The sequence below is a fragment of the Thermogemmatispora carboxidivorans genome (genome assembly GCF_000702505.1).
Classification (GTDB): Bacteria; Chloroflexota; Ktedonobacteria; order Ktedonobacterales; family Ktedonobacteraceae; genus Thermogemmatispora; species Thermogemmatispora carboxidivorans.
In genome coordinates, this window is sequence record NZ_JNIM01000001.1 from 2,364,618 (window position 1) to 2,389,609 (window position 24,992).

The 24,992-nt window shown below is 62.9% G+C and carries 15 protein-coding genes; 7 read left to right on the forward strand and 8 right to left on the reverse strand.

Annotated features, from left to right (window positions below; all coding sequences use genetic code 11):
• Nucleotides 1–482: 482 nt before the first annotated feature.
• Together N688_RS09190 and N688_RS09195 are read left to right on the forward strand one after the other, a co-directional pair.
• Entirely contained in the window at nucleotides 483–6,626 is a 6,144-nt protein-coding gene (locus N688_RS09190) for a serine/threonine-protein kinase (RefSeq protein WP_081838673.1), read from the forward strand.
• Nucleotides 6,623–7,684: a hypothetical protein gene (locus N688_RS09195; RefSeq protein WP_052889004.1), complete on the forward strand. Its 1,062-nt coding sequence runs from the start codon at nucleotides 6,623–6,625 to the stop codon at nucleotides 7,682–7,684. Before N688_RS09190 ends, N688_RS09195 begins: the two co-directional genes overlap by 4 nt.
• Nucleotides 7,685–7,783: 99 nt before the next feature.
• On the opposite strand, the gene N688_RS09200 is transcribed toward N688_RS09195, so the two are convergent.
• The 5 genes from N688_RS09200 to N688_RS09220 all read right to left on the reverse strand — a co-directional run bounded on the left by N688_RS09200 (nucleotide 7,784) and on the right by N688_RS09220 (nucleotide 15,118).
• Nucleotides 7,784–9,778: a protein kinase domain-containing protein gene (locus N688_RS09200; protein WP_052889005.1), complete on the reverse strand. Its 1,995-nt coding sequence runs from the start codon at nucleotides 9,776–9,778 to the stop codon at nucleotides 7,784–7,786.
• 268 nt (nucleotides 9,779–10,046) lie between these two features.
• A complete protein-coding gene (locus tag N688_RS09205) occupies nucleotides 10,047–11,942 on the reverse strand; it encodes a glycoside hydrolase family 6 protein (protein WP_081838674.1) in 1,896 nt (631 codons plus the stop codon).
• Nucleotides 11,943–12,231: 289 nt separating this feature from the next.
• Nucleotides 12,232–13,050, reverse strand: a complete 819-nt coding sequence (locus N688_RS09210; protein WP_052889006.1) for a crotonase/enoyl-CoA hydratase family protein — start codon at nucleotides 13,048–13,050, stop codon at nucleotides 12,232–12,234.
• A gap of 131 nt (nucleotides 13,051–13,181) precedes the next feature.
• Entirely contained in the window at nucleotides 13,182–13,733 is a 552-nt protein-coding gene (locus tag N688_RS09215; protein WP_081838675.1) for a COG4315 family predicted lipoprotein, read from the reverse strand.
• A gap of 260 nt (nucleotides 13,734–13,993) precedes the next feature.
• Complete coding sequence (locus tag N688_RS09220; protein ID WP_156025355.1) at nucleotides 13,994–15,118, reverse strand: hypothetical protein; 1,125 nt, start codon at nucleotides 15,116–15,118, stop codon at nucleotides 13,994–13,996.
• Between the two features lie 337 nt (nucleotides 15,119–15,455).
• On the opposite strand from N688_RS09220, the gene N688_RS09230 reads away from it, so the two are divergent.
• The 5 genes from N688_RS09230 (at nucleotide 15,456) to N688_RS09250 (ending at nucleotide 20,334) form a co-directional block, all read left to right on the forward strand.
• Nucleotides 15,456–16,166, forward strand: coding sequence for a CBS domain-containing protein (locus tag N688_RS09230; protein ID WP_052889010.1), 711 nt, complete (start codon nucleotides 15,456–15,458; stop codon nucleotides 16,164–16,166).
• The gene (locus tag N688_RS09235; protein WP_052889011.1) at nucleotides 16,153–18,162 is read left to right on the forward strand and encodes a GNAT family N-acetyltransferase; all 2,010 of its coding nucleotides are present in this window, start codon (nucleotides 16,153–16,155) and stop codon (nucleotides 18,160–18,162) included. Before N688_RS09230 ends, N688_RS09235 begins: the two co-directional genes overlap by 14 nt.
• Before the next feature lie 176 nt (nucleotides 18,163–18,338).
• The gene (locus N688_RS09240) at nucleotides 18,339–19,109 is read left to right on the forward strand and encodes an SDR family NAD(P)-dependent oxidoreductase (RefSeq protein WP_052889012.1); all 771 of its coding nucleotides are present in this window, start codon (nucleotides 18,339–18,341) and stop codon (nucleotides 19,107–19,109) included.
• Between the two features lie 193 nt (nucleotides 19,110–19,302).
• The gene (locus tag N688_RS09245; RefSeq protein ID WP_052889013.1) at nucleotides 19,303–19,917 is read left to right on the forward strand and encodes an RNA polymerase sigma factor; all 615 of its coding nucleotides are present in this window, start codon (nucleotides 19,303–19,305) and stop codon (nucleotides 19,915–19,917) included.
• A gap of 129 nt (nucleotides 19,918–20,046) precedes the next feature.
• Nucleotides 20,047–20,334 (forward strand): hypothetical protein, encoded by a 288-nt coding sequence (locus tag N688_RS09250; RefSeq protein WP_052889014.1) that lies wholly within the window; start codon nucleotides 20,047–20,049, stop codon nucleotides 20,332–20,334.
• A 278-nt stretch (nucleotides 20,335–20,612) separates the two neighbouring features.
• On the opposite strand, the gene N688_RS09255 is transcribed toward N688_RS09250, so the two are convergent.
• The 3 genes from N688_RS09255 to N688_RS09265 form a co-directional block, all read right to left on the reverse strand.
• Nucleotides 20,613–20,804 carry a hypothetical protein gene (locus tag N688_RS09255; protein WP_052889015.1) on the reverse strand — a complete coding sequence of 64 codons (192 nt, stop codon included), beginning with the start codon at nucleotides 20,802–20,804 and terminating at the stop codon, nucleotides 20,613–20,615.
• A 380-nt stretch (nucleotides 20,805–21,184) separates the two neighbouring features.
• Nucleotides 21,185–21,964 carry a response regulator gene (locus N688_RS09260; protein ID WP_081838676.1) on the reverse strand — a complete coding sequence of 260 codons (780 nt, stop codon included), beginning with the start codon at nucleotides 21,962–21,964 and terminating at the stop codon, nucleotides 21,185–21,187.
• Nucleotides 21,948–24,731, reverse strand: coding sequence for a PAS domain-containing protein (locus tag N688_RS09265; RefSeq protein WP_162179522.1), 2,784 nt, complete (start codon nucleotides 24,729–24,731; stop codon nucleotides 21,948–21,950). Before N688_RS09265 ends, N688_RS09260 begins: the two co-directional genes overlap by 17 nt.
• Nucleotides 24,732–24,992: the final 261 nt, after the last annotated feature.

The window sequence follows — 24,992 nt, forward strand, 5'->3', positions numbered from 1 at the left end:
ACTTCGACTGGGCATCCTATCCAGCGCTTGCCTCTCCTTGCTGGACTGCTTCTCTCTCCGCTTCCTCCCCCATCTGGGATGGCCGACGCCCCCTCCCTCCTTCCTCCGGCTCCTTCTGGCAAGGCGGGCTGGCTCTCCCTTGCCTGCAGGCTGTGAAGGAGATCACAGTAGCGCTGTGAGCTGCGTCCTGGTAACGACCATTCTACCGGACTATCTTGCCTTGCAGAGAGGAGAACTGGCAGCGCTTCTTGCTCACCGTTCCCGCGAGACCGCTAGCTAAGGCTCAAATGCGCTCTCTGGCTGCGTTTGTCACGCTGGCCTTGTCTGCCTGTCCCGTGGAAGTGTTCCGATAGAAGCATAAGATCTCCTGGCCCATCCAACTGGTGTGTCAGCCACAGCAGGTAGCCTGTTGATTCATTCATTCGCTGCCTATCCTGTGATATCATTGGTATTATTGCACCTCTGTTCTGTGAGGTGGCCTTATGACAACATCACATCATCCAGAAGGGGCGTCGGGCGGGTATAGCCTGAGCCGCCTCCTCGGGAGAACGAGCTTGGCAGAGACCTATCTCGGCGAAGAACGCGCCAGCGGAACGCCGATTGTCTTCAAGCTGCTCACACTCCCTCTCTCCGAGCGTGATCATCTTCAGCTCCTGGAGACGCTGCGCGCCTACGCGCGTATTCTGCATCCCGGTCTGGTGCGTATCCTGGAGGTCGGTCCGCGTGGCAATACCATGTTTGTGGTCACAGAGTATGCAGCCGCCGGCTCGCTGCGCCAGCGCTATCCGCACGGGACACGTCTCCGGCCTGAGATCGTGCTGCCGGCTGTCTCGCAGATTGGGGCGGCTCTGCAGCATCTGCACCGTCAGGGCGCCTTCCATCTGAACCTCAAGCCCGAGAACATCTTGTTGAAAGCCGATGGAAGCGTGATGTTGAGCGATGCTGGCTGGCCGAGCATGCCAGCACTGGCTCACCAGCGCCTGGCTGCCGAGATCGACAGCGTGGCCTACCTGGCTCCCGAGCAGCTTCTGGGCTTGCCGGTGGCGGCCAGCGACCAGTATGCTCTGGCCTGCCTGCTCTACGAGTGGTTGTGCGGACAGCCGCCGTTTGTTGGCTCACCGCGAGAAGTGCGACTCCAACATCTGCATGCGCTCCCCCCGCCGCTCAGAACCCCTCTGCCGGCAGAACTGGCGATGGTGCTCCGGCGCGCTCTGGAGAAGGACCCTGGCAGGCGCTTCCCCAGCATCACGGCTTTCGTGGAGGCTTGCACCCAGGCCTTGCGTGGGGCGATCAGCCAGAGCCAGCCAGCACCCGCCCCGGTCCCTCCCTCCACCCCTGCGGAGCTGGTACTCCACCAGCAAGAAGGAGAAAGAGGGGGGGAGATAGGTCAGCCTCCCTCTTGCCGGCTGTGCGGTCAGCCCCTCCCGACAGGCAGCAGCCTCCTGGCCTGTCCTGCCTGCGGCTACCCGGCAGATCTCCACGTGGAGCAACGCTTCCTGGAGCAGCTGACGAGTGAGCTGAGTCGCCTGGCCCAAGCCGGGGCAGCCTTCCTGCCTCTGGGGGCGCTGACCACGCTTTCTGTGCCGTCGTTGCTCGCGCTGCGACGCGAGGTGCAATTTGGGGCAGCCAGGTTGCCGCTTGGCCAGGCTGTCGACTACTACCGGCACCGTTTGCTTGAGGTGCAGCAGCGAGCAGCTGCCGGGCAGGAGCGCTTGAGCAGCGCCGCCTCATCTCAACAGGTGCCGAGCCAAAGCCCGGCGGTCGTCCAGCCCGCTCCCCGGCCACAGCCACCAGCCCCCACCCCAGTGCAGCGCGCTGCGGTGGCCTCCTCGGCTGAATCCTCCCCAGACCAGCCAGCGCCCACCGGCGAGCGCGAGGCGACTGGTGCAGGTGTAGAACAGCCTCTGCGACGGCCTCCGGCACCGCAGCCTCAGACGCCTGCCGCGCGTGTGGCCGGGTTGCAGGCGGGACCCCAGCAGCGAGGACCCAGCGAGGAGAAAAGACCGTCGCCTCGGCCTGCAGCTCAACCGGCTGTCCTGGCCCCCCTTCCGAGGCCACCGCGTCTCGGCCCCATTGCTACCCTGCGACCGCTGGTTGAGTCTCCAGTGGCCCTGATGGTCGCTCTGGGAACCTTCCTGCTGTTGGCCGCTCTGCTGGTCTTCCACATCGCGACGCGGCAGTATGCGCTTCCGGTAACCCTCTGCGCGCAGGCTTTCTTTGCTGCGATGATCGTTATCACGGGCCGCTCCAGCCACTTCCGTGAGTTTAGGGGCATCTATGCCCTCTTCTTCGCCTTGACTGTCCCACTCCTCTTCCCCGACCTGGGCGTGCTGCTCGGTCAATATGGACCCTGGCTCCTGGCCTTGACGGCGCTCTACGGAGCCGTGACCTACGGGGTGCTGGCCGTCTCTCAGCGTTTTGCTCCTTTTGCCATCCTGTGTACTGTAGCCCTTATAGTCTCCACTGTCTCTCTGGCGTGGGCCTTGTTCGGAAACCTCTGGTGGCAATGGGCGCCGGCTGGCCTCCTGGTGCTGGCCCTCATCGAGGGGGCTGCTCTGGGAGACCCGCCCACCGGGGCGCAAGGCTCGCCTCTGGTCCGGCTGCTTCATAGCTCCTGGGATGTCCTGCGACTGCCGCTGGCCTTTTCATCGCAAGCCCTGGCTTACGTGACCTCTGGACTGGTACTCATCGTCAGCCCCGTGCTGCTGCTGCTCCTCTGGATCTCGGCGCCTCTGGAGGGGATTCTGCGCTTCGCGGCGTCGGTTGCTGTGACCTTGCTTCTGGCCTGTGCCTGGTTCCTACGCGTGAGCGCGCGCACACGCCGGCCTGGGGCGCAACAGTACCCGCTCATGAGCCTGCTCTCCCTGGCCGTCCTGCTCATTGCTAGCCTGATCCACCCAGAAGCCGCCCGGCTGATGAGCTGCCTGGGTCTGCTCTTCCTGGCAGCCTGCTTGGAAGGCTATGCCCACCTGGCACCACCCTCGCTCTGGCTCTACCTGCGTCCCGGGCACGAGGTGACGACGCTGCGCTTCCTCCTCTTGCTCCTGCTTCCTTTCCTGGCCGTTCTACCCTCACAGATCACTGGTCAGGCAAGCGATCTGCTGCCTGGCTCATTGCTCGTCTTTGCCAGCGCCGCTTTTCTGCTGCTAATGGCGCTCTGGCCCGCTCCGGAGGCCTCCCCCGAGGGCAACCGTCGCCTCAGCGTTGACCGCTTGCCCTGGCTGCAACTGCCTGCTGGGGGGATGTTCCTCTGGGGCTATGCCGCCCTCGGGCAGGCTCTCAACTGGGGCTCCGCCGGACCTTTGTGGTGGTTTGGCCTCTTCTGTGGGGCCTTGCTGGCGCTCTCCTCCCTCATGCGCAGCCTGGCCGGACGTCAGCATGCTGCTCCCTGGGAGATCGTGACGCTCGCTGGGGCCATCCTGATCCTGGCCCTTCTCCCACTTCAGCAAGACCTGGTAGCCATGACGCTGGTGCCGCTGCTGCTAGGAACGGTGAGCTATGGACTGCTGATCGGACAGCGCCGTTCGCTGTGGCTCTTCCTGCCTGGCTTGTTCCTCGGCGTCGGGCTGTTGCTGCTTGGATTCTGGATCAGGCATCTCCAGGACAACGATGCCTGGGCCGTCGTTCTGCTAGGGAGTGCTGTCCTGTTGCCTCCTCTCGCTGCCACACTGCGGCGCCTGCTACCAGCCGGTCAGACGAACTTCGTGCAGTCGCTCGCCCAGACCTGGAGCAGCGAGCGCCTCTTGACGACCTGGGAATGGGATTGGCCGTTGACCGCTCTGGCTCTGGGAGCCAGCGGCTGGCTGGCTAGTTTGCTGCTAGTTGATCCAGTTCATTGGAGCGCAATGGCTCTGGCGGGGATAGCCGACTGGCCCTGGCTGGCTGGACTGATGCACTCTGGTTGGGTAGCTGTGGATGAGGCACTGCTGATGGCTCTGGCCTCCTACCTGGCTGGACTGTGGGCCAGGGCACGCCTCTGGCTGGTTCCCGCGGCCCTCTTTGCCCTGGTTGCGCTCTGGCTGGTCCAAAACCAGTTCTGGGCCTTGGTCGGCGTGGTCGTCGGTACCGCCACTGTGGGCTTGCTGGTCAGCCGCCTGCGAAGCCTGCGCTGGGCCATCCCCTGGTATGTCGCCAGCCTCTTTAGTCTGCTGCTGGTCATGAGGCACGCCTTGCTTCCTTCTGTCCAGGAAGATGGCACCTACGTCCTGCTGGGGCTGGCAGGCGTCGTGACGGTGGTCGGCTTGATGGAGGGGCAGCCAAAGGCGCTCTGGCTCGTTCCTCCCCTGCTGCTGGAAGCCTGTGTCGTGGCCTTACTCTACAGGCAGTTCTGGCTCTCCGATATGCTCCTGGTGCCCACGCTGCTCCCGCTGAGCGCGCTGGTAGGCCTGAGCTTAAGCAGGTGGAGTCAGCTGCAGCAAGGCAGGCCGGGCAGCGGGCAACGCTGGCGCTGGTCCCTCCCCTGGTACGTGGGGGGATTAGTCGGCCTGGGCGCAACGAGCCTGGTCGCCTTCGGGGGGCCGTGGAAGGCGGACCCGTTACAGATTCTGTGGCTGGTGGGGCCCTACCTGCTGCTGAGCTTTGCTGCTATCACCACTGTGGTCGCATGGCTAGAACGCACCCCCGAGCTGCTCTGGCTGGTGCCTGTCCTGATACTGCAAGTCTGCGCGCTGGCTCTGAGAGATCTCTGGACTGCCACGCTGGGCCAGCCTCAGCTCATGGTACCGGATCTGCTCTTGCCCCTCCTGGGACCGGCCTGCGCGCTGCTAGGGCTCCTGCTGAGCCGGCTGTCCAGGCACCAGCGCCTCTTGAGACTGCGCTGGGCTGCCCCCTGGTATGCCTCCGCCCTCCTGGCCCTGGGAGTGGTCAGCCTCGCGCTCTTCTCTCAACCGCCCCTGACACCCTGGCAGGGCAATCCGTACCTGCTCTTGGGCTATGCCGGCCTGACAACGGTCATTGCCTGCCTGGAAGAGGTGCCCGAGGCGCTCTGGCTGGCTCCGCTCTTGCTCATCGGGGTGAGCGTGGTGGCTCTGCTGCCAGCGAGAGCAAGTCGGCTGGAGAACGCCTTGCTCGTCCCGGGACTGGTTCCCTTCTCCGCCCTCCTCGGGTTTGGCCTGAGCACCTGGCGCCAGCGACAGCACCAACCCGCAGCCGCTGGGAGCTGGGAGCGCTGGCGTTGGAGCGGCCCCTGGTATGTCGGGGCCCTGGTGGGCATAGCCGCTACCAGCCTGGCGCTCTTCGCCGGAATCTGGACAGCTCATCTGCCAGCACTGGCCCAGGCGGGACCATACTTGCTGCTGGGCTTCGCCGGCCTTGCCACCGCCGTAGGCCTGGCCGAGGCCCTACCCGAGATCCTCTGGCTTGTCCCGTTCCTGACTGTCCTCGCCACCGTGGCGGCTCAGCTCACTGCCAGGGCCGATCTCGGGCACGCTCTGCTCCCGCCCGGCCTGGTGCTGCTCTGCACCCTCGTGGCGCTCGGGTTGAGTCGCGCTGCACGGAGGTGCTTGGGACAAGGATCGACAAATGCTGCTGCCTCGTTCTCCGAATTCTTCCTCCGGCTGACGGGCCCCTGGTATATAACGGCAACCTTCGCCGCCTGCGCCACCGCAACGTTCCCTTTTGTCCAGCAGGGAATGCCCTGGCCGGGCATCGTGCCTGTTCTACTCCTCGGCTATGCCCTGCTGGCCTTCCTCGCGGCGCTGCAAGAACAATGGCCGTGGCTTTCCCTGGCGACCATCGTCTTCGGACTGTGGGGGCTGGAACTGTTGATCAGGCGCGCTCCAGACCTGCTCCTGCCGCTAGGCGTCGGGGCGCTTGCTGTTGCCTTGGCGGCTGACTTGCTGCTGCGCCCGCCTCCCTGGCGAAGCTGGCCCGCCCCCCTGGCGAAGCTGGCCCGTCCTTCCTGGTCCCTGGCCTGGGTCCCGCTCATTGTTTTGACCTGGAGCGCGCTGGGCTGGCTCCGCCCACAGCCGGTGGCCTTCCTTCTGGCGCTGTTCCCTACGCCGGCTTTCTGGGGCGCTTCCCTGGCCGCGTTCCTCGTCTATGGCTCCGGTTTGCTACTGCGCCAGCTGCTGGTCTGCTGGCTGACACTGCCACTGGTCCTCTCTGCCCTCGCCCAGGTCAGCCTCGCCTCAGAACATGGCCAGTCAGGACCAGGCATCGGTGAGCTGGCCCTCTTCTGCCTCTTATGCACGCTCGCGCTGGCCATAGAAGCCTCGCTCGAGCGCCGCTGGCCGCTGCGTGCCTACCTCTTCCCGCTCGTGGCTGCCAACTGCGCTGGCGTCCTGATGCTGGGCATGGTGGGCACTACTGGACAGGGAGGAGCGGCCCTTTTCCTGGCCTCGGCTCTCCTGCTGGGCTATGGCCTCCTGAGCTGGCTCCTGGCCCTCCGCCTGGACTGGCCCTTGCTCACGCTGCTCACCGGGCTGTGGACCGTCTGGGGCCTGGCCTTGCTCGCACTCAATGACCAACAGGATCAGCCAGAGAAGATGCTGCTGGTCGTCATCATCGGCTCCGCTGCCACACTGCTGGGCCTCCTCGGCCTCCATCGCTCGACAGGCAGCGCTCCGGCCAAACGGCGTCAGTCGCCTGGCGCACATCCCCAGCCACATGAGGAGGAAACACTATGAGGACCCTTCCTCTCGTCAGCCGCCTGCTCTGGAACTGGCCCTGGTACCTGCTGGCGCTGCTGGCCGCCATCATCGTCGGACTCAGCTCTACCTCTTTCCGACTGCCCGGACTGGCCCTCTTCACCTTGCTCTCCGCACTCGTGATGCTCCGCGAGCGGCTCCCCGAGGCGCTGGTCTGGCCGGCGGCTCTCCTGGCCTGGCTGCTGGGCCTCTTGCCACAGACGCAACACTGGACCCTGGAGGAAACGCTGCTCCTGGCTAGCCTGGCCTGCGTCTTGCTCTTCTGTTCGCAGTTCATTTGGCTCCTCATCAGACCAAGGCCACTCTGGCTGACGCCGGCCACACCAGCCCAGCTGCTGGCGCTCGTCGGCCAGCTGGCCATTGTAGTCATCTGTGGCGGGGCCGCACTGGTGAGGAGCCAGTCCCACTCCTCACCGGGTACCCTGGCGCGCCTCCTCGACCTCTCTCTCCAGATGGGCCCGCTGGCCTTGACCGTCCTGGGCGGACTCCTGATCTGGCAGGCCCTGCTCCAAACGCGGCGCGCTCCACGCCTCTGGATAGGGTACACTGCGGGCTTGCTCCTGACCCTGGCCTTTTCCTGGGAGATGGGCAGCCTCTGGCAACCATCGCTTGATCTTCTCTGCCTGCCGCCGGCCAGCTATCTCATCGTGCTGAGTCCCTTCCTGCTCCGCGATCGCCAGACCGCGGGCAGCCAACAGCTGGGACGGGTGTTGACCGTGGTCGGCTCCTGCTTGTTGCTGATGCCCGCCTTCATTCTGAGCATCGTCACACAACAACTGGATGAGCAGCTGATGCCGCTCCTGCTGGCCCTGGCAGAGTCACTGAGCCTCTTCACCTTCGGTATCGCCGTGCGTGTCCGTTTCTTCGTCCTGGGGGGCGCTACTCTGGTGGTCGCTGGGGCAATCAGAGCGGTCGTCTATACCCTGACCAACCCTCACAGCGCTCCCATCGTCTGGCCAGCTCTGGCTTTAGCCGGAATGGCCTTATTGGGCGGCTCCATCTTCCTGACCCTGCGACGCTCGGCTCCCCAGCCCTGAACTCGGCCAGCGAACCACTTACGCTAGCCTCCAACTGCCTGGGCCGCCTAACTCCACCCTCCTCGCTCCCTTCGGGAAGCGGCTCGCTTTGGTGAGCACTCAGACATAGCCCCGCAGCCGATCCGCTTCCCGATAGGCCGCCTGCGCCTCCCGCTCGCGCCCGAGCTTCTTGAGGGCATTGCCGCGACGCTCATGCAAATCGGGATCGGTTGGCACCTGCTGCAGCAGGTGCTCATAGAGTGCAAGCGCCTCGGCATAGCGTCCGAGCACAAACAGCCCATCGGCGCGCCGCGACGAGGCTGTGGCCGTATCGCTGCGCTCCTCAGCCTCAAGCGCCAGCTCATAAGCCCGACGCGCCTCCGGCTCCCGCTTCAGTCGCAGCAAGGTCTCAGCCTGACCATAGCGCGCATCCACCAGCCAGGGATCGCAGCGCAGCGCATCCTCATAGGCCGTCAAAGCCCCTCGGTAATCGCGCAGTTGGTAGAGCGCATCCCCTCTGGCAGCGTGAGCCGCAGCAAAGCCCGGCTGGAGCTGGATAGCTCGCTCAAAGGCAGCCAGGGCCTTCCCATATTGCTCACGGGCCAGCAACAGAAGGCCGCGGCCATAGTGAGCTGCCACATTGCCTGGATCGACTTCCAGCGCCAGCTCGTAAGCTCGCAGGGCCTCCGCCATCCGACCAAGTCGCTGCAGCGCTGCTGCGCGCCCGCTCTGGGCTGAGCTGTCTCGCGGATTCTGACGCAGCGCCTGCTCATAGGCAAGCAGCGCCTCCTGGACATGGGCTCGCTGCCAGCAGCTATCACCCAGCCCACGCCAATCCAACGGCAGCTGCGGATCATGGGCCGTCGCCTGCAGATAGCTCTGAAGCGCCTCAGCATACTGCCCCTGCCGGGCGAGCTGGTCCCCGCGCTCCTTCAGGGCTTGAGCTTGTAACCGAGCCTGCACCTGCTTCGGCTCCTCTTCCTGCGACGGGCCAGGCGCCGCGACCGCCGAGCCAGCGGAGCCGACTGGAGAATCAAGCGGTGGAACAGGAGCAACCTGTGATCGCAAGGAGGAAGAGGCTGCCGCGGGCACTCCCTGCTGAGGAGCTGGCTTGAGCATCCTGCTTTCATATCGCAACTGGGGATCACCAGGATCAAGTCGCTCAAGCAGCTGATAGCGCAGCCAGGCTGTCTCTGCCTGACCCCCAACAGCCTCCTCGTGAGCCCGCTGCAGCCAACAGGCTTTCAGGTCCTCATAGTGGGCAGGATCAGGCGGAGCCGTCCGCAACGCTTGCAGGAACGCTCCTACCGAGGTGTGGCGCTGCCCCGGCTCCTTCATCAGCGCTTTCAACACAGCCAGCTCGATATACAGCGGTAGTTCCGAGCGAAAATGCGAGAGAGGAAGGGGCAGCTGCTCACGATGCTGCAAAGCCCAGCTGAACCAGCTCCCACGTGCGCCAGCCAGGGGCTGGCGACCAGTCAGCAGTTCATAGGCCAGGCAACCGAGCGCGTATTGATCACTGGCCGGCAATGCCCGCCCCTCAAATTGCTCCGGGGCCATATAGGGGAGCGTCCCCGCGATCGAAAGACGCTGCGTCGCCGCGACATCCAGAATCACCGCGATCCCAAAGTCAGCCAGCAAGGCATTGCCCACTGCATCAAACAGAATATTCTCTGGCTTCAGATCGCGATGAATCACTGGCTTTGCCTGGGAATGGGCATGTTCGAGCGCCTGTCCGACCTGCTCTAGAATCTGCAGCGCCGCCTCCACTGGCAAGCCACTCGGTTGCTGACGCAACCGCTCACGCAGCGATCCACCAGCAGCATAGGCAGCGATCAAATAAGGGGGGAAATCCTGGGCGAGGCCGGCATCATACAGCGGCAGGATATGGGGATGGCGCAGCGCCTCCAGCAGCCGGGCCTCTTGGAGAAAAGCCTGTTGCTCCTTGGCGGAGACACCATGCGCGCTACTGAGAAACTTGATCGCTGCGCGGCGCGGCAGCAGCAGATGCTCGGCCAGATAGACCTCGCCAAAGCTGCCGCTTGCTAGGTGCTCTCCAATGCGGTAATTCCCAAGTTGTTTACCGGTATAGGGTGCCGGTGCGGTCGGGGCCATCGTTCCTGTGCTCAGGCGGGCGCGCCCTCTCTCCTCTGGGGAGACTCCTCCCCATCCTGGTGCTCCTGCTCCCCATGCTCCCCACTAAGGATACCATACGCGAGGAGCAGGACGCCAGTACAGCACATCAGCCCTGAAAGGCACGTCTGTCGTCACCACAAAACAGACCTGGTGCCGCGGCTGGTCCCTCAGCCGCAACACCAGGCTGCTGCGCAGGTAATGGAGCTTTGCCGCCAGAGCAAAGATCCTGCTGACCGATCGAACCGGCCTAGAAGGGCGGATAGGCGTTCTGAACCAGGGTGTCGAAGCCCGCCTGGAACCAGGCCCCCGAGACCGGTGCGTTCGGCATCGCTCCCGTCGGCTGGTTATTGTTCATCGAGTTGCCCCCATAGGTCGGGTCGCACATCCGATCGAAGCCTTTGCCCGTTGGGTTATTCGGACCCTGTGGGATCAAGCTGCTGGACCCATCCGACTCCCCTGGTGGCTTGATCCACACAAAGGCGTCAAAGCCACTCGACGGGTTGGCCTGCGGACGCGCTCCAATCCCGCCTGGCTGGTTGCACCAGTTCCCCCGGCTGTAGCGGCGATCAATGCGCGTCTGATCCACGAACGTGTTCAGGTCCGTGGCTGTGCTCGGTCCCGTCGGACGGTTTGGCCCACCCCAGCCGTTGCGCGAGGTATCGATAAGCATCCCGATCGTACTCGGGAACCCCTGCGCAATGAAGGCATTGCGCATGTCAATGTCGTAGGGCAGCTCATCGATGTAGTTGTTCCACTGGTAGAAGTTCGCCGAGCGCACCGGCTGGCCCCCAATGGTCTCGTTGGCCGTCATGTACGGCTCCGTCGTCGGGGTGTAATTGGCCGTGTTGCTGATGAAACCATCAATGCTGTTGACCCCCGCCGTCGTTCCCTTGATCGTGTTGCTGATCAGGGTCACTGCCGGCTGGAAATTGCTGCTCCAACCCAGCCAGCCGCTGTGAGCAATGTCGACGTAGAGATAGACGTTGGGGATCGCATGCAACTTGTTGATGGCGTACTGAATCCCCTGCACATAGGCCCCACTGGAATTGGCCTCCGCACATTTGGCAATGCTGAGGTTGGTCACCAGGTTGGGCAGCGAGTCCGGCTCAATGATCGCCACAATGCGCAGGTTGCTGTACTTGGACTGGCTGAAGGTGGCCGCAATCGGATCGATGAACTGCGACTTGTAGGTGGCCAGCCCGTTGTTAGAGACGCTCAGCTCGCCGTTGGAGGCCAGGGCCGCACAGTCACGGTTAGGCAGATCGTAGACCACAAAGGTGATCACGATCGGCTGACTGCTGGAGGCCGCCTGCTGCTCGGCAGCGTCCAGGTAGCCGGAGAGGTTGGTCGGGTAGCCGGTCCCACCCGTGACCGCCCCAATGCTATCCAACCAGACTGCCGTCGAGTAGTTGGCTACCTGGGCTTCCTTCTGACCTAACGTGCCCCCAACGCTGGCCGCGCCCGCCCTCACTTCCGCCGCCCAGTAGGGATTGATGAAGCCCTGGGCCCCCGCGTAGGGGTTGTCCACGTGCACGCCCGGCGTGGGAGTGCTCGTCGGCGCCGCTGTGGGGGTTGGGGTCGGAGTGGTGCCCGGCGTTGGCGTGGGCGTTACCGTCGGCCTAGGCGTGGGAGTCGCGGTCGGAGTGCTGCCCGGGGTCGGCGAGGGCGAGGGGGTCGGTGTGGGGGTGCCACCGCCACTGCTTCCCCCGCAGGTGTTGCCATTGACGGCGAAGGTGGTCGGGGTCGGGTTGCTGGTCGTCCAGCTGCCGTTGAAGCCTAAACTGACTGAGCTGTTAACCGCTACAGTGCCGTTCCAACTGGCGTTGGTGACGGTCACGTTCTGACCCGACTGGCTGAAGTTGCCGTTCCAGCCCTGGGTGACCGCCTGGCCGCTGGCAGGGAAGGTAAAGGTCAGGGTCCAGCCGTTCCAGGTGCTGCTGCCGGTGTTCTGTAACACCAGGTTGACGCTGAAACCGCCAGGCCATTGACTGACGACGCTGTAGCTGACCTGACAGTAGCTGGCTGCATGCACTCGCGCCTGACTGCCAAATAGCCCCGTCAGCAGCAGGACGGGCAGGGCCAGCAGCACCAGCAGCTGCTTGCGCCTCCACAGACGCTGACGCCTGGGTACCTGTGATGCCATAGCTTTCCTTGCTTTCCTTTCCTTGTGCTACTACTCCTGCGCTCCCCGCTCCGCGAAACCGTCCCTGATTTCCACGGATCGCGAGGGCGAGTTTCCCCTCGCTTGCATCCCGCAAGCGGTACCGTAAACGATTACGTAAACGGTTACGAATAAATATATACCTGTAGGGGGCGCGCTTTGTCAAGGGAGGGAGAGAAAGGAGGCAGGGGGGCAAGGGGGCATCCCTCCTTGTTCCTCTGCCTCAGAGGGCCGGCATCCGTCTGAGAAGCAGCCGGGGCGCCAGTGGGCGTTACAGGTCATCGTAGCGACCGTGGCGGCCATGTCCCTCCACGAAGCGCCTGGCCCCGGCCTGGGCCTCATTCGACTGGAGTGTCTTGAGGCCATAGCTGGCTTCATGGCGCAGGGCCTCTGGCAGGGGGAGAGACCATTGCTCATAGAGCGAGCGTCGGTCAGAGCGCAGGCATTGCTGAGGAAAGCATGCGAGGTTGTTCGCCAGGGCCAGTGCTGTAGGCAAAGCCTCGCCGGGCGGAGTCAGGCGATTGACCAGCCCCATGCGCCAGGCCTCCTCACCTGAGACACCGCGTCCGGTCAGGATCAGGTCAAGCGCGTGGCTCTGGCCAATCAGGCGGGGCAGGCGCACTGTTCCCCCATCCATGAGAGGCACGCCCCAGCGACGATTGTAGACCCCCAGGATGGCGTTCTCAGCGGCCACGCGCAGGTCGCACCAGAGTGCCAGCTCCAGGCCGCCCGCCACTGCATAGCCCTCAATAGCCGCAATCACTGGCTTCTGCAAGAGCAGGCGCGTGGGGCCGAGTGGCCCATCCCCCTCGCTCTCAAGCCTGGGAGTCTCTCCTGCTGACAGCTCCTTCAGGTCGAAGCCGGAGCAAAAACTACCGCCGGCTCCCGTCAGGACCGCTACGGCCAGTTCCGCATCGTCGTCAAAGCTGCGGAACGTCTCCAGTAAGGCGCGGGCTAGCTCAACCGTGATCGCGTTGCGGCTCTGTGGGCGATTCAGCGTCACGATCAACACCGCCCCCTGACGCTCCACCAGCAGCGGCCTGGCTTCGTTGGGAGTACCCGCCGTGGTGGTCTCAGCATGCTCGGACATCGTTGCTCCTCTCCTTCTTCTGCGAATGGGCACAATGAGAATTCACAAGACCTCTTGGCGGGCCTCGCACAGCCCACCGCACCCCCTACTCTATCCTCTCGAGCTACCGCTTGTCCAGCCGCTGCTCCTGGCTAGTATTTATATGGGCTGCCCTCGGGCGTCGGCGTTGCCAGCTCGGAAAGCGAAGGGGTGGCCACGAACCAGCGTCCTCCAATGCCATTGCCCTGTGTCTGCCCCGGGGCGGTATCGCCGGCATACGTGTAGAGCAGGTGCCCGTTGTAGGCCACCTGCTGACCGTGGGCGTCTTGGACGACGCTAAGCTTGCCAGGAAGAGAAGAGGCGCTCTGAGGCGAGCCACTCCCCTGGAAGAGCAGCGGAGGCCAGGTACTGGCACAGCCACCTGTGCAGGCCGACTGCGTCGGCGTATCCGAGGTGAAGTAGTAGAGCGTCTTCCCCTGACTATCCGTCAGAATCGCTGTCGACTGGCCGTTGAGGGAGACCGTGGCAATCTTCACGACCACGCTGCCAGACATACTGACGGTCGTCGGCGTCCCGTTCATCGAGCCGCTTGCACTACTCGTGCCTGTACTCTGATTGCTACTGCCACATGATGCCAAAACGATCCCTGCGGCTAATATTGGCAGAAAGAACTTCAGCGGATTCGTGCGAAACCACTGCATCATTGACCCTCCAGCGTCGAAAGTAGGGATGAAAAGCTGGGTGCACAGTAGCCCAGCTATCGAGGTATCCGCTTAAGTCCTACGCTCGCAGGTTACAGGTTACCGAAGTCTGGATGAGGGGCTGCTGCCGAGACTCACGCTCCTTCATTCCCAAATTGGCCCGGGGTGACGGGATCAGGATGCCTTCGACGCGCGAACAGGCCCAAAAGTACCTGAGTGCCGGCCTTCCACCGGCACCCAGCAAGCCGCCTGGGGCGGCGAGGCTAGTTCCCGTAGGAGATCACCATCGGCGGCGGCTGTAAAGCCAGCACCTGAGCTGGAGTCATCAACGTTCGCGCCTCGATATGGTAGAAGAGCTTGAAGCCTCCATAGCGGAAATTATGATACTTCTGCATGTCCTGCTCTACCCACGTCGCATATTGGCGAATCTTATCCTGCTGATCGCCGCGATAGCCGCCAACACTATCGACGTGGATCACCACGTCAACGCGCGGATCATAGAGTAAATTGCGCTTATCTGCAAATTCTGCCATCGATGCATCGTATGGATTCTTCAGGCCATCTCCATCACCCCGATACTGATGAATTACCAGGATCTTGCGCGGGACATGGTATTGCATCGGCAGCGCGGCCAGCGTCTCAATGACTGGATTCAGATCGGCGGCCCGTACATTGCTGAGGTTGACGCCTGGAATCCCGTTGTGGCGCGGAAACATCCACTCGGGATCGATGGCCAGTTCCACAAAGCTATAGTGCTCCAGATAGGGCAGAAAGAAGCGCAACTCCTGCATCACAGGAGCTTGACCGAAACTGAGGTCCAGAAACAGCAGCAGATTGTTTTTCTGGCAGAAGCGGATGTAGGTCCCGATGGTTGCCGGGTCCAGGCGGTGGCTGTAGGTCTGCTCAGGCCCAGGATAGCGGTCGGGCACGCTGGCCACCAGGTCGATGGCCAGCTTTACGGGGTGGCTCGGATCAAGCCGGGCATAGGCTGCTCCTTGGGCCTGGAGCTGGGCCAACATCTGGGCGTTGAGCTGGTAAGCCGGTCCGGTCGCTGGCGCCCCGGGAATCCCGTAGAACGCTACCACCCGATAGCGAGGGAGAATCGCCCCCACATTAGGATCAAAGGGCTGTATTGGTTCCGCCCGCTCGCCCAGGCGCTCCTCATTGAGCAGCGCCGAGGGCTGCTGCTGACGGGCCACTAATTGCCAGGCCAGTACCGTCCCAGCTACCAGCAGCGGCAGCAGCAGCAGCCCAAAGAGCAGCCCCATCAGGACTGAGGTTCTCCTGGTGCCACGTGGACCAGGGCCCCTTCTGGCTCCCCCCAGGGGCCTGGTCGGAATGGTGCTGAGCGCCTCCCCCCGGCTGGAGCGTCTTGTCGGAGTCATCATGACGATCCAGGTCCTCCTCAAAAACCCCTGCTCTCTTTCCAGAAACGACCAATGGCGATACCTGTACATGGACGGTCACGAGGTGCCCCGGAGACACGGTTTGCTTCCTCCTGAACAGGACACTATAGACGGAAACGGTGCAGTGGCAGGATTCGGGATGCTCTCCCCCAGATAGGCTACTTCCCCTGGGGAAGGAGGCGAGGCGCAGGCCGTGGGCAGGGATATGGCTCCCTCTCGGCAACCATATGCTATCATAAAGACGGCTGACGGTCGTTCTCTCTATTTCCCGGCGTGACGAACGCTGCCGGAGCGGTCCGCTAAAGGAGGAGGGCACGCTATGCTTGTCAAAGATGTCATGACCAGAAAGCTGATTACAGTGACCCCCGATGATTCCCTTGGGCACGCTGCCACGCTGCTGCGCCAGTTTCAGTTTCATCATCTGCCGGTGGTTCAAGGGGAGCCTGCCATCTTCGGCTTCACGGGAGCGGCGAAGCCTCTCTACCTGGAAGGGCTGCTGACCTCGCAGGATATCGACCTGGCTGTCGCCGCCTCGGGTCAGCAGCCCTGGCAGGAGCGACATGTGCAGGAGGTCATGGACCATAGCCCCGTCTGCGTGACTCCCACGACCAGCGTCGCCGCTGCCGCCCAGCTGCTGGTTGAGCGCGGACTCAACGGCTTGCCCGTCGTCGAGTATGAGCAGCAGGAGCAGCGAACGCGCCCCCTCCTGGTGGGTCTGTTGACCCGCAGCGATCTTCTCATTGCGCTCGCCCGCGCTCTGGGAGCCTTCGAGCCAGGCATGCAGCTCCTGATCCCCTTCACTGCTGGCAACCCGACCCCATTGGCCCGTCTTCTGCTCCTGGCTGCTGAGCTGCATGTTCAGGTCCGTAGCCTGGTCGTCGTTCCGCCCAGGAACGGCCAGCCACACATGGCGACCGTACGCCTGGGCACCATTAACCCGGCCCCTCTCTTGATGCGCCTGCAGGATGAGGGCATCAACTATACGTTTCCTGATCTTGCTCTAGAGGAGCGCAGCCATGACCAAGCCTGATCTTGCTTCTTCCCACCCCCGCGTTTGCCTGGCTTTTGACCCGCTGGAACTCCACTACGATTTTGGGGCCTCCCACCCCCTGCAGGCAGACCGCATGCGCGCTTTGCTGGACCTGCTGGAGACCTGCCAGCTTTGGCGCCAGGACGATCCCCAGTTGCACCTTCCAATCCGCCCCGCTTCCCTCGATGAACTGCGGCTGATCCACACCGATGACTACCTGGCCGCGGTTCAACGGCTCGGGGCCGCAGCGACAAAGCTGCCCGCTCTTCCTCCCCAGCAACGACAGGAGCTGGAGCAACAGGCTTTCCGCTACGGCTTCGGCGATGGCGACACGCCTATTATGCCTGAAATGCATGAGGTTTCGGCGATGATCGCCGGCGGGACCTTGGTCGCGATGAGCGCCGTGCTCGGCTTGCCCGAGGGCGGCCAGTTCTCTTCGCCCGAGGAGCGGCCCGTGCATGTCTTCCATCCCGGCGGCGGCCTTCATCATGCCTGGGCCAGTCGTGCCTCGGGCTTCTGCATCTATAATGATGCTGCTGTGGCCATTGCTCATGTGCTGCGCGCCAGTGAGGCCAAAGTCCTCTATGTCGATTTCGACGCTCATCATGGCGATGGGGTACAGCGAGCCTTTTATGATGAACCGCGTGTCTTGACGGTCTCCCTCCACGAAACGGGTCGCTACCTCTTCCCCGGCACCGGCGATGTCCTGGAACTCGGGAATGGCCTTGGTCGCGGCTACTCTGTCAATGTGCCTCTGGAGCCATTTACACAGGATGACTCCTACATCGAGGTCATTGAGAATCTGCTGCCACCCCTGGCCCTCTCCTTTGCTCCCGACGTAATTATCAGCAACCACGGCTGCGACACGCATGCCTGGGACCCGCTGACCCATCTGGCCTTGACGACGCGGGCCTTACAGGCTCAGGTGCGGCTGGTGCACGAGCTGGCCCATCGCTACTGCGGTGGGCGCTGGGTCGCTGTTGGCGGCGGTGGCTATGATCCCTATCGGGTCGTGCCGCGGGCCTGGACCCTGGTCTGGGCGGAAATGTCCGGTCAGCCGCTCCCCACACAGCTCCCCGCCGACTGGATCGAGCGCTGGCGCCCGTCGTGGGAGGCCATGCGCGAGCGCGAGCGCGAAACCTGGGAGGTGATGGGCAAACCGCAACAGGAAAGCAGCTTCCCTACAGCCTTCGAGGACCAGCCTGCCCACTTCCCGCCGGTGCCGCGTATCCAGGAAATCACGCGGGCCAACCGCCATACGGCCTCTCTCGTTCGCCATCTAGCCGTGCCGCCTGCCGTGCGACCGGCATTTCCACCGCTGCGCCAGCGCTCACCGCTGGCGGGCCTCTTCGATTTGCTCCACCTGCGCGGCGCTGATACGCCCTCGCGTAGCCAGACCTTGCAAACGGCGCGCGGCCCGATCCTCCTGCGCGATTTCTGTCCACCCTCGCTTGTCGAACGCTTGCAACCCTCCAGCGGCCTCTGCTCCTTCACGCGCCTGCCCGAGCGTGAGCACCGTCTGCTACTGGAGATTGCGCAGCGGGCAGATTGCGCGCTCGCGCTCGCCCATACCCCGGGAGGCGAGATCATCGGCGAGGTGACCCTGGCCCCTGGTGACGCCTGGTGGGAAGGGTTGGAGCAGATCTATGAGGTGGCCATTGAGGTCAGCCGAGACTGGCGTGGTCTGGGCATCGCGCGCAATCTGCTGGCTTTTGCCCTCGATCTGGAAGCTCGCGAGGACTTGATCTTCTTTGCCGTTGGCCTCTCCTGGCACTGGGATATCGAGGGCACTGGCTTGTCGATCTATCGCTATCGGGAGATGCTTATCAAGCTCTTTGGTTCTCAGGGCTTTAAGGAGTATCCTACCAATGAGCCGAATATCGCTATGGACCCGGCCAATGTCTTGCTGGTCCGCGTCGGCAGCCGGGCTGATCAGCGCATCGTCAGCCAATTCTTCAGCCGGGTGCTGAGTACACCCCAGCTGCCCCGCTTCTGAGTTTGAGCTGAGCCATCTGGAACAACGGGGAGGTATCCCTCTTCTGACGGCGGCAAGGGGTGCCCCCTCGCCCGTCTTGGCTTGCTCGCTTGTGCGTCTGCCTCTTCGCCGCTCAGCGGGGACTGGCATTCACCTAGCACCTGGCTCACTTCCTGATCATTTGTGGAGGCTCTTCTATGGATCTGGGACTGGATGGAAAAGTCGCCATTGTCACAGGCGCCAGCCGGGGAGTCGGCCAAGCCATTGCCCGTGCGCTGGGCGCTGAAGGTTGTCGACTGGCTATCGTTGCCCGAGGGCGCAAGGCCCTGGAAGAAACTGCTGAAGGGCTGCGCAGCACCGGGATTGAAGTCTTGACCATCGCTGCGGATCTCATGCTCCCCCACAACGTCGAGCGCATTGTACAGGATGTGATGGATCGCTATGGGCGTATCGACGTCCTGGTCCATAACGCTGGGGGGGCCCGCGGCCAGACCATCTTTGACACCAGTGATGAAGACTGGCACGATGCTTTGGCCCTCAATGTCCTGGCCCTCGGTCACTTTGCTCGCCTCGTGGCCCCCATTATGAGCCGCCAGGGAGGCGGTCGCATTATTGCCATCTCCTCCATCTTCGGGCGCGAATCGGGCGGACGACCGGCCTACAATGCCCTCAAAGCTGCCTCCATCAGCCTCACCAAGTCGCTGGCTCGCCAGTTTGCTCCCAACAACATCCTGGTGAACAGCGTTGCGCCCGGCTCTTTACTCTTCCCCGGTAGCTCCTGGGACCGCCGACGCCAGGCTGATCCTGAGAGCATCGAAGCCTTTGTCAAAAGCGAGTTGCCGTTAGGCCGCTTTGGCACCCCTGAGGAGGTGGCCGCTGTTGTGGTCTTTCTGGCCTCCTCCGCGGCCTCGCTGGTCAGTGGGGCCTGCATCCCTGTCGACGGCGCCCAATCTCGTTCCAATATCTAGCTCGCGCGAACCAGCAGCCCTCGGACAAAGCTTAAAAAGCCCTAAGAAAGGCAGGCTCTGGTTTAGTTTCTCCTTAGAGCCTGCTACTGCAGAGCTTATCGGGGCCAGAATGCCTTGTAATCCACTCGGAAAAACGGTACTCTTCTGTCTAGCAAGAAGGAAAAAAGACGAAGAGCAACGAGGAAACGAAACGATGACAAAGCAAGAACGCCCTGCGGTCAATATAGATGGCATTCTGGCCCGAAAAGCCTTGGCCGGCGATGAGCAGGCCTTTGAAATGCTCTTAAAGCGCTATCAAACAGCTCTGTTCAGCTTTATCTATCACTTTCTCGGCGACTACGACCAGGCATGCGATATTCTGCAACAAGTGTTCTTGCAGCTCTACATCTCCCTGCCGAATCTGCGCACCGGTGAGCCGCTGAAAGCCTGGCTCTTCCAGGTGGCCCGGAATCGCTGCCTCGATGAGCTGAGGCGCAAGCGCGCCGTCCACTTCTCCGAGCTAGAAGGAAACACGGAGGAAGATGAGCCGTCGCCCCTGGATGCTCTCCCTGATGGCAATCCGTTGCCGGAGGAGCTGGCTGAGCGCCACGATCTCCAGCGCCTCCTGAGCGAGGCCATTCAGACCCTGCCACCGCGCTTCCGGGCTGTGGTCCTGCTGCGCTATCTGGCCCAGCTCAGCTTCGCCGAAATTGGCCAGACGCTCCAGATGCCCGAGGCAACGGCCAAAACCTACTTCCAGCGCGCCAAGCCGCTCCTGCGGGCGGCCCTGCGTGAGTACACCGGCAAGGCTACAGCGGCCCTGGCCTGAACGCTCTGCCTATCCCTCGGGGCAGAAGCCGCAAGCAACCCCTGCCTGATGAAACTTCCCCTGGATGTTGTTCGTTGTACATAGCAGAGCACGAGCGAGCTAAGGAACAACATCCAGGGGAATGTACTTATGCGGGAGCAGCGCGAGCGATCGCCTCGACCAGCGACAGAAGCGCAGGAAGGGGAAGAGCCGCAAGAAGAGTTCGATGAGCTAGACCGTCTGTTTGTAGAGCACCTGCCGCGCCTTGATCCCCCGCCGGAGGTCATTGAGCGTATCCTCGCGCTCGCGCGTCAGTCGCCTCCTCCAGTGGCCCCTAGTGCCGGGCACCAGATGCCTCATAGCTGGCAAGGGAAGGACAACTCTCATGAAAATCGGAGACGAGCGGACGAGCGAGAAAAGGATCATCGCAGCAAGTAAAAGGGGGAGAAGGAAGCAAGTTCTTCTAGAGAGAGGCGAGACTCCCAGCGACGGTTGGCAAACGAACGAGGGCAGCTTCTACCAGCCCTGCTGATCGGCAAGGCCGGGGCTGCCCTCGGCTGTAAGGTCCATGGCACCGAAGAGGATGAGACGAATGCCTGATCTTGCTTGGCGTAGCGCGGGCCAATCCTCTTTGCTACAGCAGACTCTTCCGGTTCCCTGCCCTCTCTTCTCTGGCGCGGGCCTCTCTCACTGAGAGTGATCGGCGCCGCCTTGCCTCATGCAATTTGATCGCTCAACTTCCCCCTTGCGACAAGCCAGCGGACAAACTCCAGGCGGCGATGTTCTGCAAGAGCCTGTTGTTGTTCCCTCTCGGCGTACTCCTCACGGAGCCTGGCCAGACGGCGCATTTCCACCTCATCAAAACCGCCACGGCGCAGTATCTCACGATCATCTTTGCGGTCCTGCATGTGGTCCTCCTTCTTCACTGGCAAGCGGGCGGGTGATCAAATTCACCAACGGGGCGGGGCCAACAGGCGTAGCTGCGACCCGTCTCAGAAGAGCCTGCTTGGCATCATAAGGCTTAGGCCACTGACACTGATCTTCTTTCCTTCCCTCCTCCTGGCAGTGAGCGCCTTCCCCAGTCTTCCAAGAAGCCTGCATGTGGGCGCTCAAGCAGGCGCTACGCTCCTTTCTTCTCACTGAGCGAACAGGCAGGTCACTATCAGCTTCTCTGCTACAGAGTATACATTACTGCGAGTGACAAATGTGTGAACACGGCCAGGGAGCCTGTGAAAATCCTGTGAAGGTTGATCTTGATGAATCAATTGCCCCAAAGAGATGCTCTTGTCTATGACCAATTGCTGAGCAGAGGGGCATCCGGTGGAGGAACAAAGTAGCCGACGCCCGGCTCATTATGCAAGAAGCGCGGATGGGCAGGGTCAGGTTCCAGCTTACGCCGCAGATGGCGGATGAAGGTTCGCAGATAGGTCGTTTCTCCAATATAATCGGCGCCCCAGACGCGCTGTAACAGCTCGCGGTGCGTCAGCACCTTGCCAGCGTTGCGCGTCAGCTCGTAGAGCAAATCATATTCGGTGGGGGTCAGATGCACCTCCTTGCCGCCAGAGCGCACCTTGCGGCGAGCAAAATCCACCTCCAGCCCATCAGGCCCGCCACAGCGATACACGGGTGTACTGGGGCTGGCGTTCCCCTGTCCCAGGCTGCTCAGCAGTCGCTCCGTTTCAGCGGCGCGGCGCAGCGCCACGCGCACACGTGCCAGGAGCTCGTTGATACTGAATGGCTTGGTCAGATAGTCATCGGCCCCCTGATCAAGGGCCTTGATTTTGACCGGCTCCTCGTCGTGTGCCGAGAGCACAATCACTGGGGCATTGCTCCACTCGCGCAGGCGGCGCAGGAAAGCCAGGCCATCCAGCGTCGGCAAAGACAAATCGAGCAAGACCAGCTGCGGCTGCACCAGGGCCGCCAGCTCGATCCCCTGGGCTCCATCACGGGCTGTCTGGACCTGGAAGCCACGCGCTTTCAATTGCGCGCGCAGAAAGGCGCTCATTTGTGGATCATCTTCTACACACAGAATACACGGTTTTTTCTCGCGCTCAGAAGCTGACATCATGTGCACCCTCCCTGGAGCCGGTCGTATTGCCGCGTGGGGCTGAGGCGGGCAATAGCGGCTGGGCGGCTGTTGGCTCGCCGGCAATGCTCAAGCGGAAGGCAAAGGTTGTGCCCTGACCGGGGCTACTCTGGAGTGTTAAGGTGCTCTGATGAGCCTCGATAATGCCGCGGCTGATGTAGAGGCCCAGGCCCGTACCGGGACTCCAGCGGGCGCTATCGCGACGCCGATCGCGAGCCGGTTGTCCAGGGCGGTCCGCCGCCGGGCGACGGCTGGCAGCGAACGTACTGAAGCGGGTGAACAGCTCTTCCTGCTGCTCAGGCGTCAGGCCGGGGCCGTGATCGGTCACGCGGATCTCCACCTCGCGGGAGCTGACCTGCTCGGCCTCCAGCAGGACCGTATCGCCTTCTGGCGCATGGTAAAAGGCATTGCTGAGCAGGTTCGTCAGCACACGAATGATCATCTCATAGTCCGCCAGCACGGTGGGCAACTGAGGAGGGACGCGCACCTCCAGGCTGCGGTGCGAGCTGGCAATCAGGGCCTCCAGGCGCTCCTGCAAATCCTCGACCAGCTCGGAGAGCAGCACCGGCTCCAACTCCAGGCGCAGAGCGCCGGCCTCTACTCGGGCAGCGTCCAGGAACTGATTCACCATACTCACCAGGCGCTCAACCTGCTCATCGGCGGTCCGCAGAAAGTCGCGCTGCTCCTCCACTGACCAGCGCAGGTCGTCGGCCTGCAGGACGCTCAGGTGCGCGCGGATATTGGCCAAGGGCGTTTTCAGCTCGTGGGCCATTGTCGTAAAGAAATCCTCACGCTCGCGCTCCAGCTCCTTCATGCGCGTGATGTCGTGCCAGACAAGAATCGCTCCGCTGATCGTCCCGTCGGTCGCCCGCAGCGGCGCCGCGCTGGCCAGCAGGAAGAGAAGACCGCCATCGGGCTGGCTCAGGTGCAGCTCACTCTCGCTGGCCTCACCGCGGAAGAGCGCGCGCGCTAGCGGACGTTCCTCGGTCGCTACCAGCTCGCCATTGGGACCATAGACATGGATGGGGTCGATGATCTCCTCGCTGGCCCGCCCGGCCAGGCGACGCATGACCTCCTCGGGATCATCCACCTGGGCCTCCGGCACTCCCATGCGACGCAGGAGCCTGGCGGCCTGGCGGTTAATAATGCTGATCCGCGGGCCCTCACAAGCCTCTTTGGAGATCAGAAGCACACCCGAGGGCAGCCGTTCAAGCAGCGTCTGCATGCGGGCGCCTTCCTCCTCCAGGGCGGCCTTGGCCTCCTGGAGCGCTTGATTGCGTTGGGCCAGTTCCAGCGTGCGAGCGATAACCTCAGCCTCGATGCGCTCGCGGGCAGCGGCCTGCTCGGTTACGTCGTGATAGATGACGATGAAGGCAAAGATATCGCCGACCGCGTCGTGGATGGGGGCGTAGGAGCGGCGGATGACATAGGGATGGCCGTCGGCACCGATGACTTTCATCTCATCGACACTCTGCTCCAGGGCGCGGCGCTCCAGGTCTGGCAGATCTTCCGGCCCTCGGGGCAGCGGCTCCTCAAAGCGAGCCTGACTGCGGGCCAGGGCCTCCCAGATCGGCAGCCCCAGGACCTCATCGCTCCAGCCGAAAAGACGGCGCACGGCATGATTGATGTCGGCCACGCGCCAGCGAGCGTCATAGATCACCACTCCATCGGGAATGGCCTGCATGATATTCTCGCGCTGGCGCACATTGCGACTCGCCGTGCGGGCCAGGCTGTCGATGCTGAAAAAGAGGCGAGCGTTATGAATGGCCAGGCCAGCTTGGCGGGCAAACTGTTCTAACAGCTCGACCTCTTCGGCGGGAAAGCCACGAGCCCGCCGGTGATAGACCTCGATCGTCCCTACGACTGCCGGACGATCTGCGCGACCCTCCCGTAGCTTCATCTGCTCGGGATGAGGGTCGAAGATGGGCACGCAAAGCACGGAACCGGGTCGGCGTGGGAAACCGTCGTCGTCAAGGAGCGGCAGCTCCAGCTCTGGGCAACTGCTGGTATCCTCAATGATCAGCGCTCGCTGTTCGCGCAGAATCCGACTGAGGAGCAGACGCTCAGTCAGCCGAGGGCGCCAGTGCTGGGCGCTGGGGTGCAGACCTTTCTGGGCCGCTAGTGTGACCAGTGGCTCGCTCTCACCAGTCTCCTGCTGCCCCGAGGGACGCGGCTGAGCGATATCGGGCAGCACCGCCTCAACCTCGGTGACCGGCTCCAGTAGCAGGATCGCACACCGGGTCGAACCGACCATCTCCTCAACAGCCTGCAGAATACGATCAAGAACCTCGGGCAGAGCAAAAGGGCCTGCGATGGCCGCAGAGATGTGCTGCATCGCCTTCAGCAATAAGCGCGAGCGTACCTGGCTGGTCACGTCCTCCACGGTGATCAACAGCGCGTCTCTCTGGCCCGCCCCCTTCCGCTCTGCTGGCTGACGTTCCCAGGACACCGGAATCAGCGAGATGCGCCAGTAGGTGCGCCCACGACTGGCCAGCAGACCCTCATAGGGAACATCCTGAAAGACCAGACTCTGGCGCATGGCACTGGCCCGCTGCAGCTGAGGCACAGCCGTGGAAGCCAGCTCTGGGGGCAGGATCTCAGACAGACGATGACCAAGCACTCCTTGCGAGCGCCACGGCTCGCTCAGCAGCGAGGCCAGGTACTGGTTGATGTAGAGAACGCGCAAATCAGTACCATCCAGGACTGCGGCTCCGACCGCAATATGTCCCAGAATTTGTTCAAGTTGCACAGATGGCTCTGGCTCCATAGATCGGGGTTTCTAGCCACGCCGGGTCTCTACCTGACCTGGACTGGAAAGGATACGCCCCACACAGCGCCGCCCACCAGGACGGCGCTCGTACTCTCGTACTCTCGTACTCTCGCTCCCTCCTTCCCACTACTACACACTATTATATCGCCTGCCGACGGTGGCTGTGAGCCAGGAGGACAGGCGCCACTCACCTGCCACAGCGCTAGCTGCCCCCTCCAATGCCGCAAGCCTGCGGCTGCT